6 protein-coding genes and 1 pseudogene are annotated in these 13,573 nt (G+C 76.9%); all 7 read right to left on the minus strand.

Annotated features, from left to right (window positions below; translation table 11 throughout):
• Positions 1–70: 70 nt before the first annotated feature.
• On the minus strand, positions 71–1,666 hold the full coding sequence (locus ABZ836_RS07545) for a hypothetical protein (RefSeq protein ID WP_361140367.1): 1,596 nt from the start codon (positions 1,664–1,666) through the stop codon (positions 71–73).
• A 770-nt stretch (positions 1,667–2,436) separates the two neighbouring features.
• A pseudogene (locus tag ABZ836_RS07550) lies at positions 2,437–3,624 on the minus strand (hypothetical protein); the annotation flags it as partial.
• Positions 3,625–3,713: 89 nt separating this feature from the next.
• Entirely contained in the window at positions 3,714–5,963 is a 2,250-nt protein-coding gene (locus ABZ836_RS07555; RefSeq protein ID WP_361140370.1) for a CDP-glycerol glycerophosphotransferase family protein, read from the minus strand.
• A 5-nt stretch (positions 5,964–5,968) separates the two neighbouring features.
• The gene (locus ABZ836_RS07560; protein ID WP_361140373.1) at positions 5,969–8,503 is read right to left on the minus strand and encodes a CDP-glycerol glycerophosphotransferase family protein; all 2,535 of its coding nucleotides are present in this window, start codon (positions 8,501–8,503) and stop codon (positions 5,969–5,971) included.
• Positions 8,504–8,790: 287 nt separating this feature from the next.
• Positions 8,791–11,046 (minus strand): CDP-glycerol glycerophosphotransferase family protein, encoded by a 2,256-nt coding sequence (locus ABZ836_RS07565; RefSeq protein WP_361140376.1) that lies wholly within the window; start codon positions 11,044–11,046, stop codon positions 8,791–8,793.
• A 264-nt stretch (positions 11,047–11,310) separates the two neighbouring features.
• A complete protein-coding gene (locus ABZ836_RS07570; RefSeq protein WP_356134167.1) occupies positions 11,311–12,252 on the minus strand; it encodes a carbohydrate ABC transporter permease in 942 nt (313 codons plus the stop codon).
• Positions 12,249–13,550 carry a sugar ABC transporter permease gene (locus tag ABZ836_RS07575; RefSeq protein WP_356134416.1) on the minus strand — a complete coding sequence of 434 codons (1,302 nt, stop codon included), beginning with the start codon at positions 13,548–13,550 and terminating at the stop codon, positions 12,249–12,251. Before ABZ836_RS07575 ends, ABZ836_RS07570 begins: the two co-directional genes overlap by 4 nt.
• Positions 13,551–13,573: the final 23 nt, after the last annotated feature.

Consider the following 13,573-nt stretch of genomic DNA (forward strand, 5'->3'; position numbering starts at 1 on the left):
GCGGCGCGGGTGACCAGCCAGCCGAGGACCAGCGCCGTCAGGACGGCGGCGCGCGCCCGCGGTGTCGCCGTCACCGCCCCACCCGGGCGAGGACCTCGCCCGTCTCCCGGCTCCAGGCCACCACCACGGCCTCCTCCGGCGCCTTCTTCCAGCGGGTCAGCAGCACCCAGCGGACCTCGTAGCGGCGGGCGATCGCCTCCCGCACGGCACGCCCGGTGCCCGGGTCCAGGTAGCGGGCGGTGGCCGCCAGCCGCCGCCCCCGCTCCGCCTCACCGAGCACCGGGTCCGGCCAGGGCGGCGCGAGCAGGTCGACGCCGTACCCCGGCAGCAGACGGGGCGCGAAGTAGCCGTCCGACAGCAGGGTCTCGCCGCGGCCGACGTGCCGCGCGGCCCAGTCGTACGACGGCCAGCGCGGCGGCTGGGCGAAGCGGTCGGAGGCGACCAGGGCCCCGGCGTGCACGGTCAGCAGCCCGGTCACCGCGCCCGCCGCCGCGGCGACGCCCAGGGCGCGGCGCGCGGGCGGCCAGGGACGCGGGGCGGCCAGTTCGACGGCGAGGGCCAGCTGGAGCGGGAGCAGCGCCGGGCCGAGGAGGCGGGCGTAGGTCCAGTGGCCGCTGAACCAGCCGTACGCGAGCACCGCGCAGTCGAGCAGGAACAGCAGCACCAGCGGGTCGCGCCGGAAGCGCCCGGCCCGCCGGGCGCGCACCCACAGGGCGGGGAGGCCGAGGACCACGGCCAGCCAGAAGCGCTCCGGGAGGCGGTCGTAGAGCTGGCGGTGCATCACGTCGAGGCTGGTGTCCCCGGCCAGGGCGAGGACGTCCGCGTAGGGCCAGGCCGTCGCGGTGGCCGCCGCCACGGCGGCGGCGAGGGCCCAGCGGGCGAGGAGCGCGGGCGCCGGGCGCCGCCGGGGGAGGGCGACGGCGAAGGCGACGGCGCCGAGGACGGCGGCGACGAAGGTGACGGGGTGGGTGAGCAGGACCAGCCCGTACAGGAGCCCGAGGGCGGCGTACCCGGCGAGCCCCGGCAGGCCCGAGGGGCCGGTGAAGCGGACGGTCCGGGCGCCCCCGCCGTCCGCGGCGCCCCCGCCGTCCGCGGCGCGGACCCGGTCGGCGGTGAGGGCCCACGCCCAGAGCGTCGCGCCGAGGGCGAAGGCGGACGGGTAGCCGAGGTGCCCCGTCATGGAGATCAGGTTGAGGAACCCGCTCCACCAGGCCCGCTCGGTGCCCCACAGGAGGGTGACCGCGCTGAGCGCCCACACCGGCGCCCACGGGCGGTCGGTGAGGGCGCGCACCAGCCGGCCCAGGCCGGTCAGCAGCACGGCCAGGTTGAACGGGGTGGCCAGGCGGACCGTCTCGATGCCGTTCAGGCCGGTCAGGCGGGCGAACGCGCCCTGGGCGACGGCGTACGGCGAGAAGTACGGGTTGCCGTCGCCCGGCAGGTCGGCCAGCGGGTGGCGGGGGTCCAGCAACGACTCCCGCAGGCGCTCCACGACGGCGGCGTGCTGCCCGTAGTCGCAGCACATGGGGACCCGCCAGGAGGCCAGGGTCAGCACCAGCCAGGCGAGGCCGCCGAACACCAGGTAGGGGGAAGGGCGGCGGGGGCGGAAGCGGCGCAGGGCCGTCGAGCCCCGCGCCGCCCTGCGGGTCGCAGTGGCCGTGACGGTCACGTCGCCGGGACCTCCGGCGCGGGAGCCCCGCCGTCCGCCGCCGGAGGGGCGACCGAGCCCTCCGCGAGGTACGCGAGGTGGGCCGGGGGTCGGCGGGGCATCCGGGTCACGGCACGGCGCGGGGCGCCCGCGGCCCGGGTGGAGCCCTCGGCGCCCTCGGCCGCCGGGGCGTGGTGCGGGGTGGTCGGCGCGACCGGGGGCTCGGCGGGCGCCGTCGCCGCCGGGTGCGGACCGGGAGCCGGTGCGGGGGCGGTCGCCTCGGGGGGCGGGGCCGGGGCCGGGGCCGCGGTGGCCGCGGCGGGGGTGGCAGCGGCGGTGTCGACGGCGGTGGTGTCGGGGCCGTCGGTGCCGGTCGCGGCGGGCGTCGTCGTGGACAGGCGGGCCGGGTCCTCGGCGACGGCCCGCAGGGTGGCCGCCGGGACTTCGCCGGCCGCGAGGGCGGCATCCCAGGGAGCGCCGGAAGCGCCGGAACCGCCGGAACCGCCGGCCGGGGTGGCGGGCAGGCCGGCGGCCGGCCCGGCGGCGGTGGGCCCGGCGGCCGGGGCCGGGGCCTCGGCACCGGCCAGGGAGGCGCGGGCGCCCGGGGAGCGGCGTGGTGCCGGGGTGGTGCCGGCCGGGGCGGACCCGGCGAGCGCGGCCAGGTCCGCCACGGCCGTCGGGGCGCGGCGCGGGGACGGGGTGACCGGGAGCCGCTCCACCGAAGTGGCCGGGAGGGGGAAGCGGACCGGGACGCTGGTCGGGGTGAACGGCCCCTGGCGGGTCGTCAGGCACTCCAGCAGCAGCGGCAGCCCCAGCACCGGCAGCACCCAGGCCAGGACGACGAGACGGCCGCCCCAGATGGCCATGTCCGGGTGCGCGGCCTGGGTCAGCATCCCCGTGGCCGCGGCGCCGACGAGGAACACACCGAACGCGGGCCGCCGCCGCAGCGCGCCCCACGCCCCCGCGGCCAGCGCGGCGGCGAACAGCGGCTCCCACAGCTGGCGGCGGGTCCACTCCACCCAGAAGTTCAGCTCCAGGTGCAGGAACTCCCGCCACGGGTGCGCCCGGTCGGGCCGCTGGAAGTGGTCGGTGAGCAGGTCCTGCACGCTGTCCGTGGTCGTCGGGTGGTTCAGCGCCCAGGCGGCCACCACGGTGGCCAGCGCCCCGTACGCGGAGGCCGCCGCCACCGCGACCACCCCGCGCCCCGCCGGGCGGGCCCGCCGCAGCCGCCGCAGGGCGACGACGGCGCCCGCCACGGCCAGGCACACCCCGAGGAACAGGGCCTGCGAGTGCTTCACGGTGAACAGCGCCGCCAGCGACAGGGACACCAGCACCGCACCCGTCCAGTCCCGGCCGCGCAGCACCAGGGCGCAGCCCCACAGGGCGGTGAGGGTGAACAGGAGCAGCAGCCCTTCCGTCATCGGCCGCATCGCCGTCGCGCCGGTGGGCAGTACGTAGAACAGCGCCTGCCCGGTGAGCGCGAGGGCGGGCCGCACCCGCAGGGTGCGCAGCACCAGGAAGGCCAGCACCCCGCAGGAGGAGGCGACGACCACGCCCGCCGCCCACAGGCCCCACTTCACGCCGAGCAGCGCGACGAAGGGCACCAGGAAGGCCGGGTAGCCGGGCCGCACCTCGAAGATCCGCTGGAACCGCTCCGACATGAAGGGGGTGGTGTGCCCGCCGGTCTGTCCCGCCTTCAGCCGCTCGTCGACCGTCTTCCAGTGGTCGGAGCGGCAGGAGGAGGCGACCTCCTCGGCGGGCGAGGCGCGGTGGAAGCGCTCCACGTCGACCTTCTGGTCGCGGCGGGCCACCGAGGCCCGCCCGGCGCAGGCGTACTCGATGGTGACGCCGGCCGCCTGCCGTTTGTCCTGGCCGAGCAGGCTGAGCGTGTACGACAGGTAGTTCTTGGTGTCCGGGGTGTCCCGGCCGCTGACGTTGGCGAGCTGGAGGACGGCGAAGACGGCGGCCAGCAGCAGCACCCAGCCGCGGGTCCGGCGTGGTCGCAGGGCCGTCCGCAGCGACGGCGCGGGCGCGGTCCTCGTCCCCCCGCGGGGCAGGGCGGCGGCGCTCATGACCGCTGCAGGAGGTCGTCGCGGCCGGCGGCCGGGGCGGGCAGGGCGGCGGCCGCGCCGGAGGGGCCGGCCGCCACGGGCGGCGCCGGCTCGCCCAGCATCAGCGTGCGCACCACCCGCTCGGCGGCCCGCCCGTCGTCGAACTCCCCGTACACGGCGCGGAACCGGGCCCGCCGCCGGGACGACTCCTCGTCCCGCCAGGCGTCCGAGGCGAAGAGCTCCGCCAGCTCCGCGTAGGAGCGCGTCACCCGGCCGGGCGGTTCGGCGGTGACGTCGAGGTAGAGGCCGCGGCTCGCCGCGACCGCGGCCAGGTCGTCGGCGTGGACGACGATCGGCCGGTCCAGGTTGGCGTAGTCGAACATCAGCGACGAGTGGTCGGTGACCAGGACGTCGGAGGCGAGCATCAGATCCTCCACATGGAGTTCGTCGGTGGCGTCGACGAGGACGCCCCGCCGGTGCAGTTCGGCGAGTCCGAGGCCGCGGGCCGGGCCGTCGGCGAGCGAGGGGTGGAGGCGGACCACCAGGGTCCGCCCGGGGCCGAGGTCGGCGGCGAAGCGCGCCGGGTCGACCGGTTCGGTGTGGCCGCCGCGGACGTGGTCGCGGCGGGCCGGGGCGTAGAGCACCACGGTGTGCCCGGCGGGAATGCCCAGGCGGTCCCGGGTGGCCGCGCCGCGGGCCGCGTCGCCGCGCACCAGCACGTCGTTGCGGGGGCTGCCGGTGCGGACCGAGGTGAAGTGGCAGGGGAAGGCGCGGTCCCAGACCCGTTCGGAGTGCCGGTTGGCGACCAGGCTGTAGTCCCAGGCGTCGGCACGCCGGAGCATCCGCGGCACGTCCAGCCCCTGCCGGGCGCCCGGCTTGGTCAGCAGGTCGGCGCCCTGGTACTTCAGCGGGGTGCCGCGGTGGGTGTGGATGTGCGTGCTGCCGGGGCGCTTCACGGGCATCCAGGGCCAGTTGACGTCGTTGACGAACCAGGCGGCGCGGGCCTGCAGCGCCAGGTGCCGGCGCGATCCGGGCGCGACGTGCTCGATCCCCTCCGGGACCTGGTGGGCGTGCTCGGGCCGCACCACCCACACGCCCCGGATGTGCGGGGCGAGTTCGCGGGCCGCCGCGTGGATCGCCGCCGGGTCGCCGAGGACGCCGCGGTGGTGGAACGACGAGTACAGCGCGAGTTCGCGGTCCAGGGCACGGCGGCGGTGCGCGAACTGCCGGACGCGGCCCGCGCGTTCGCCGGCGATGCGGCGGGCGCGGGCGGTGGCGGCCACCGCGCGCCGCCGTGCGGCGGCCGCCTCGCGCTCCAACCGGTAGGCCGCATACGGCCGTTCCAGCACGCGCAGGGCGGGGTCGCGGCGGATGCCCTCCGGGCGGAACTCGCGGAACAGCCGCGCGGTGGCCCGGAAGAACTCCCCCTTCGCGGAGGGCGGGAGCCGGTCCGGCTTCCCCAGCACGTCGAGGCAGTGCTCGCCCATCTTCCGGTGCAGGTACGGCTTCCAGGGGGCGAGTTCGGGGTGCTCGTCGACGAAGGCGAACACCCGGCGGTACTGGGCGTGCAGGTCGAAGTGCTTGCGGCTGGTGGTGGAGAGGATGGAGCCGGAGGGGCGCTGCCGGTAGGCGAGGCAGACCCGGTCCAGGGCGGCGATCCGCCCCGCGGTCAGCAGGACCGGGAAGGTCCACGGGGTGTCCTCGTAGTAGCCGGGCGGGAAGCGGAAGCCGTTCCGCTCGACGAACTCGCGGCGGTAGGTCTTGTTCCAGACCACCATGAGGAGGTCGAGGATCCCGGGATGCTCCGCCGCGGTGAACACGCCGCCGGGGGCGGCCCCCGCCTCGGCGAGGACGTGCGCCAGGGCGTTGCGGCGGACGCCGCCCCACCAGTGGGCGCGGACGTAGTCGAAGACCAGGACGTCCGGGTCGTCGGTCTCGTCGAGGCGGTCGGCGATCGCCTGGAGGGCGCCGGGGGTGAGCGTGTCGTCGCTGTCCAGGAAGAGCAGGTGGTCGCCCGTGGCGTGCGGGATCGCGGCGTTGCGGGCGCGGCCGAGGCCGACGTTCTCCGTCAGGTGCAGCACGGTGATCCGCGGGTCGCGGGCGGCGTACTCGTCGAGGATCTCGCCGCTGCGGTCGGGGGAGTGGTCGTCGACGGCGATCAGCTCCCAGTCGGGGAACGACTGCGAGCGGACCGAGTCCAGGCACTCGCGGAGGAAGCCCTGCACGCGGTGCGCGGGCACGACGACGCTGAAGCGGGGGTGCGGCACGGGGTTCAGCTCCTCGGCGGACGGTCGGGTTCGGTCACCGCGCCGGCCCGCGCGGGCGGGGCGCCCGTCCGCGCGGGCGGGGTGCCGCCGGTGGGCGCGGCCGGTGCGCCGCCGGTCCGCGCGGGTGCGGCGCCGCCGGTCCGCGCGGCGCCGCCGAGGGCGAGGCCGTCCCCGGCGGCGGGGTGGGGCAGCCGCTCGCCGCCGGGACCGGCGCCCGCCACCGGCGCCGGGGCGGACGGCGGGGGCGCCACCGGGGCCCTGGGCGGGGCAGCCGAGGGGGCGGGGGTACGGGCGGCGAGGGGGACGACCGGCGGCAGGGACGCGGGAGTCTCGCCGAGGAGGACGTGGCGGACCACGCGCTCCGCGGCGCGGCCGTCGTCCCACGGGCAGAACCGCTCGCGGAACGCGGCCCGGCGGCGGGCCTGCTCGGGAGTGGCGTGGACGCCCTCGGCGAGGAGGCGGTACAGCTCCTCGGGGGTGCGGGAGACGGGCCCCGGCGGCTCGGCGAGGAGGTCGAAGGTGACGCCGCGGGTGGCGCGGTACACCTCCCAGTCCGCCGCGTGGATCACCATCGGCCGGTCCAGGTTCGCGTAGTCGAACATGATCGACGAGTAGTCGGTCACCAGCACGTCCGCCGCCAGGCACACCTCCTCCGCGGAACGGTGCGAGGTCACGTCGATCACCCGCGGGGACGCGGCGGCCCGTTCCCGGCCGGCCCGGTCGTGGAAGTAGTGCGCCCGCAGCAGCACCACCGCGTCCTCGCCCGCCGCCTCGGCCAGCCGCACCGGATCGACGCCCGCGGGGTCGAAGCCCTCCGCGTGGTCCCGGTGCGTGGGGGCGAAGAGCACCGCCGTCGCCCCCTCGGGGACGCCCAGTTCACGGCGGATCCGCGCCACGTCCCGGGCCGTCGCCGTGAGGTGGACGTCGTTGCGGGGGTAGCCGTACTCCAGCGTCCGGTGGCCGCCGGGGAAGACCCGCTCCCAGGTCTCGGTGGAGTGCGGGTTGGAGGACAGGTTGTGGTCCCAGCGCGACACCCGGGCCAGCAGCCTGGCGAAGCTGCCGGTGGCGGCGGCCACCACCGGATGGGCGGCCTGGTCGAGCCCCATCCGCTTGAGCGGCGTGCCGTGCTGGGTCTGGAGGTGGACCGTGCCGGGCCGCTTCACGACCGCGTCGGGGAGGTTGGCGTTGGAGACCAGGTAGGTGGCGCGGGCCAGCAGGTCCCAGTACTTCCGGGTGCCGATCACCGCGTGCTCCACGCCCGGCGGAAGCGTCGGCACCGCCTCCGGCTCCACCAGGAACACCCCGCGCAGGTGCGGCGCGAGCTCGCGGGCCCTGGCGTGGATCGCCGCCGGGTTGCAGGCGTAGCCGCGGCCCCAGTAGGCGCAGTACACGACCAGGTGGGGGTCGAGGGGGCGGCGCAGCGCCCGGCGGTAGTACAGGCGGGTCCGCAGCCCGCGCAGCGGACGGGGCGGCGTCGCCGCCGCCGCGCCGAGCCGGCCCGCGCCCCGGTGGACCGCCCGCAGCAGGCGGAACGCCGGGTGGGCGCCCCGGGCGAGCAGCCGGTGCTGCGCGCCCAGGCTGCCCCCGGGCGGCCGGTAGCCGGCCGGACGGTACCGGCGGTACAGGTCCGCGGCGCCGCGGAAGAAGGCGCGCCGGTCGGCGGCGGGCAGCCGGCGCGGGTCGGCGGCGGTGCGCAGGACCAGCGCGAACACGTCGGTGAAGACCGCCTCCCGCCGCGCGGCGGGCAGCGGGGCCGTGCGGTGCAGCAGGTCCTCGGCCCGGTCCAGCAGGTCCAGGTGGTGCGGCCCCGGCTCGTTGAGACGGCTGCCCTGCCGGCGCACCCGGTGCTCGACGACGGTCCGGCGCAGCACGGCGACCCGGTCCGCGGCGAGGATCGCGGCCGGCGTCCAGGACAGGTCGGTGTACCAGCCCTCCGCGAAGGCGAGGCGGCGCTCGAGCAGGAAGGCGCGGCGGTAGGCGGCGCTCCACGCGGGCAGCCGGACGCCGGTGAGGCGGGGTGCCTCGGACGGGCGGAACGGCCAGTCTGGCGCGGCCTCCTCCGGCTGCCGGGGCCCCGGCGCGGATGGCTGCGCGCGCCGGGGCGCGGGCGGCTGTGCGGGCGGCCACCAGGGGACGCGCCGGTGGCCGAGCACCAGCACGTCGGGGTCGCCGGTCGCGGCGAGCCGGCCGGCGACGGCGGCCCGCGCGCCCGGCGCCAGGGTGTCGTCGCCGTCGAGGAACAGCACGTAGTCGCCGCGTGCCGCGGCCAGCCCGGCGTTGCGGGCCGCGCCCAGCCCGGCGGAGGGCGGCGAGACGACGGTGCGGATCCGCGGGTCGCCGGGGCGGCCGGCCAGGACGTCGGCGGCCGGGGCGTCCCGGCCGTCCAGGACGCAGACCACCTCCACCTCCACGTCGCCGTCGCCGTCGTCGTTGCCGTCGCCGTAGGGGGTTCCGCAGGGCCGGCCGACGACGCTGTCCAGGGCGTCCGCCAGCCGGTGGGCGGTGCCATGGGTGGGGATCACGACGGAGAACCGGGGCATGGTTCGCGCGCCTCCTCTTCGCGTTCTTCGCGGGCTTCGCGGGCGGGCGTCTTCTCTCGGCGGGCGGGCGTTCCCGCGGGCCGGGCGGGTGGCTTCCCACGGCGGTTCCACGGCGGTTCCACGGCGGTTCCGCTGCGGACCGCGGTGGGCCGCGGCGGTCGGCGGCGGGTCAGCGGTCGTGGCACGCCCCGGGGCGGTGCCCGTACGGCCCGGGCGGGCGGCCCGGCGGGCGCCAGGTGGAGGGCCGGGTCGGCGTGGGGCGTGACGTGGGCATGGGTGACGCTCCCTCAGCGCTGTTCCGCCAGGCCGTATCCCGCGGCAGGGCGCGCGGCCGGCCGCGCGGCGGGCAGCGCGGCCGGGGCGGAGCCGAGCGCGGTGACCGGCGCGGCGGCGGGCACCGGGCGGCGCTCGGCGGGCGCGGTCACCGCGGGCAGGCCGGATCTCTCGCCCAGGACCACGCGCCGCACCACCCGTTCGGCGACCCGCCCGTCGTCGTAGGGGCAGTGACGCTCCCGGAAGGCGGCGCGCAGCTCGGCGGCGGCGGGACCGTCGCAGGCGCCGGTGGCCAGCAGCCGGGCCAGCTCCGCCACGTCCCCGGCCACCGCCCCCGGCACCGGCACGGGGTACAGCCCGCGCACGGCGTCCAGGGCGGCGCGGTCCGGGCCCCAGGCGATCACCGGGCGGTCCAGGGAGGCGAAGTCGGCGATCAGCGGGGAGCAGTCGGTGAGCAGCACGTCCGAGGCCAGGCAGAGGGTGGTCGGGTCGGCGAGCGGGGCGGCCGTGGCGGACACGTCGAGCACCCGGCCGGGCGGGTAGGTCCCCGGGTCGGCGACGGTGGTCAGCAGCACGAAGCCCTCGCCCAGCCGGCGTGCCAGGTCCTCCAGGTCCAGCGAGGGCGCCGGGACCTGGCGTGCGGTCGGGGCGTACAGGACCGCCGTGCGGCCGGCCGGGACGCCCAGGGCGGCGCGGGCGCGGGCGACGTCGGCGGCGGTGGCCCGCTGGTAGGCGTCGGTGCGGGGGCGGCCGAACTCCAGCGTGGTGTACCGGCCGGGGAAGCCGCGTTCGTGGACCAGCGTGGTGTGGAGGTCGCCGGAGAGGCAGAGGTTCCGGGCGTCGGCGTCGGCGAGGACGGAGGAGACGTCCGGCCGGGGCGCGTCCAGCCCCTCGCGGGTGAGGGGGAGGCCGTCGAGGGTGTGCAGCAGTACCTGTCCCGGGCGGGGGCGCACCGGCACGCCGAAACCGGTGTCGGTGACCAGGTGGCGGGCGCGGGCCAGCGCCGCCCACCAGGCGGCGCCGTACGGGGTGAGGCGGAGGGTGCCGGCCGGGACGGTGTCCGCGAGGTCGCGCGGCGCGGCCCAGGCGGTGCGGGTCCGCGGCGACCACACCCGGAACGCGGCCTCCAGGGCCCCCGGGTCGCCGCCGTACGCGCCGCCGCCGCACCCCGTGAAGAGGGCGAGGTCGCGGAGCGGCAGGCGCCGCTGCACGGCGAAGTGGAGCCGCAGCAGCCCCGTCCGGGCGGCGCGTCCGGCGGCGCGGGCGGCGCGGGCGGCGCGGCGCGCGGTGAGGAGGGCCAGGCGCAGGGCGTGCCAGAGCCGGGGGCTGCCGCTGCGGATCACCAGGTGCCGGCCGCGTGCGCGGAGCCCGGCGGGCGGCGGGCAGGGGAGGGCCCGGTGGCGGCGGTGCAGGTCGCGGGCCCGGCGCAGGAACTCGCGGTGGGCGCGGGGCGGCAGCCGGCCGGCGCGGCTGAGGACGGTGAAGCAGTGGTCCGTCATCCGGTGGAACAGCGGCCCCCGCCAGTGCGCCAGTTCGGGGCGGGTGTCGAGGAAGGCGAAGACGCGGTCGTACTGGGCGAACACGTCGAAGTGCTGGGGCCCCGGGGTGCCGAGGATGTTGCCGTGGCGGCGCTGGCGGTAGTGGACGCAGACCCGGTCCAGGGTGGCCAGCGAATCCGCCGCCAGCAGCGCCGGGTAGGTGAACGGGGTGTCCTCGTAGCAGCCCGGCGGGAAGCGCAGTTCCCGGCGCTCCAGGTAGGCCCGCCGGTAGGCCTTGTTCCAGACGACCATCAGCAGGTTCAGCAGCCCGGGCCGGTCGTCGGGCCGGAACGGGGCGGGTCCGTCCTCGCGCAGTTCGGCGGCGAGCCGGTTGCGGACGGTGGTGCCGTCGAGGTGGAGGCGGGCGTAGTCGTAGACCAGGACGTCCGGGTCGCCGGTCCGCTCCAGCCGCTCGGCGACGGCCCGCAGGGCGTGCGGGGTGAGGGCGTCGTCGCCGTCCAGGAAGATCAGGTAGTCGCCGGACGCCTGCTCCATGCCGGCGTTGCGGGCGGGGCCGAGCCCGGTGTTCCGCTCCAGGTGGACGGGGCGGACGCGGGGGTCGCGGGCGGCGAACTCGTCGATGATCGCCCCGCACCGGTCCGGGGAGCCGTCGTCGACCGCGATCAGTTCCAGGTCCGTGTACGACTGCCCCAGCACCGACTCCAGGCAGGAGTGCAGGTAGGCCTGGACCTGGTACGCGGGCACGATGACGCTGAACCTGGGCAACGGCACATCCAGGGGGTGACGGGGGCGGTCGGCCGGGGCGGGACATCCGACGGTGTGACATGGATACGCCCCGCCGCCCCGCCGACCGGCGACTCCGCACGCGTGTCGGGGCGGCCCGTTGACCGGACCGCCCCTTCAGGTGAACGGATTCGCCCGCTTGACGGACGCTTCCGATCGGGTGGGGTGCGCGGGCGGGTGTGCGCCGCGCCCCCGACGTGCGTTCTCCGCAGGCCGCTGCTTCCCCTGCTGCCCCTGCTTCCCCCGCTTCGCCTACTTCACGGCGCCCGCCATCACCCCGGAGACGAACTGCCGCTGGAAGGCGAAGAACACGGCCAGCGGAATCGCCATGGACAGGAACGCCCCCGGCGCGAGCACGTCGATGTTGTTGCCGAACTGCCGCACCTGGGTCTGCAGCGCGACCGTGATCGGCTGGCTGCCGGAGTCGGCGAAGACCAGGGCGACCAGCATGTCGTTCCACACCCACAGGAACTGGAAGATGCCGAGGCTGGCCACCGCGGGTCCGCCCAGCGGCAGCACCACCCGGGTGAACAGGCGCAGTTCGCCCGCCCCGTCCAGCCGGGCCGCCTCCAGCAGTTCCCGCGGGATCTCCGCGAAGAAGTTCCGCAGCAGGAACACCGCGAACGGCAGGCCGAACCCGGTGTGGAAGAGCACCACGCCCGCGATCGACCCGAACAGCCCGAGGTCGCCGAAGAGTTCCGCGATCGGCAGCAGCGCCACCTGCACCGGCACCACGATCAGCCCGACCACGCCCAGGAACCACCAGTCGCGTCCCGGGAACTCCATCCAGGCGAAGGCGTAACCGGCGAGCGCGCCGATCACCACCACCAGCACCGTGGCCGGCACGGTGATCAGCAGCGTGTTCACCAGCGAGCCGGTGATGTCGCCGTTGCCCAGCAGGTTGGAGTAGGACTCGAAGGTCAGCCGGGACGGTTCGGTGAGCACCGTCCACCAGCCGCTCTCCGCCATGTCCTGCGGCGAGCGCAGCGAGGAGAGCAGCAGACCGATGGTGGGGACCAGCCAGAACAGGCCGACCACCACCAGGAACAGCTGGACCAGCGTTCCGCCCAGCCCGGAGACCAGCCGGGAGCCGAGGGAGGGCTTCCCGCCCGGCCCACCGCCTGGCTCGCCTCCCGGCTTCCCGCCCGGCTTTCCGCCCGGCTCCCTGTCCGTCGTGACCGTCGTCGACGTCATCGCTGTCGGCCCTCCTGCCGGATCCGCCGGACGTTGAACCACATCACCGGGACGACGAGCAGCAGCAGGAACACGGAGATGGCGCTGGCCACACCCGGCTGGTCCTCGGCGAAGCCCTTCCGGTAGAGCTCCAGGGCGAGCACGTTGGCGTCGTCCTGGGCCGAGCCCGGCGGAATGATGAAGACCAGGTCGAAGATCTTCAGGACATTGATCATCAGGGTGACCAGCACCACCCCCAGCACGGGCGCCAGCAGCGGCACGGTGATCCGGCGGAACACCTGCCACTCGGTGGCGCCGTCGACCCGGGCCGCCTCCATCAGCTCCCGTGGCACCCCGGCCAGGCCCGCCGCGATGAGCACCATCGCGAACCCGGCCCACATCCACACGTACGCCCCGATCACCGCCGGCGTGACCAGGGACGGGCCCAGCCACTCCAGACCGTTGTAGGGCTGCCGGAAGTTCTCCGCCGGCAGGCGCAGCACCGCGCCGTCGGCCTCGGCGGGCAGGCTGAACGAGCCGTCGGAGGCCGCGGTGGCGGTCGCCACCACCGTGCCGTCCTTGACCGCCTCGATCCGCATGCCCGGGTAGCCGACCTCGGTGGCGTCGGGCTGGTTGAGCGTGCCGACGCCCTTGCCGCGGGTGAAGTCCTGCCAGGTCACCCCGGTGATCCTGGCCGGATCGGCCTCGGCGGCCCTGGCCGGGGCGGCGTCCTCGGGCATCACGTCGGGCGCGACGCCCACCAGCGGCAGCGCCACCGGCGTGCCCGCCCGCACCGGGTCGGTGGTGACGAACGCGCCGCCGCCGGCCGGTTCCAGGGGCGACTCGCGGCCGGGGTGCGCCTTCGGGAAGGCCGAGGACTCGGCGAAGGTGTCGTGCACCCCCACCCAGACCGCGTTGGCGATGCCCTTGTCCGGGTCCTGGTCGTAGACCAGGCGGAAGATGATGCCCGCCGCCAGCATGGAGATCGCCATCGGCATGAAGACGACGAGTTTGAACGCCGTCCCCCAGCGCACCCGTTCGGTGAGCACCGCGAAGACCAGACCGAGCGCGGTGGCCACGGCGGGCGCCACCACCACCCAGATCAGGTTGTTCGTCAGCGCCTTCAGGATGCCGTCGTCGGTGAAGAGCTCCGCGTAGTTGTCGAAGCCCACGAAGCCGTCGCCGGTGCGGTCGAAGAGGCTGCGCAGCACCGAGTACCCGATGGGGTACAGCACCAGCGCGCCCAGCAGCACCAGGGCGGGCAGCAGGAACAGGAACGGAAGCGCGGACGTCCGCCTGCTCGACGTCCGGCCCGTCACGGGCGGTTCGGCGGGGGGCGCCC

It is taken from the genome of Streptomyces sp. NPDC047130, assembly GCF_040643475.1.
In the GTDB taxonomy this organism is placed as follows: Bacteria; Actinomycetota; Actinomycetes; order Streptomycetales; family Streptomycetaceae; genus Streptomyces.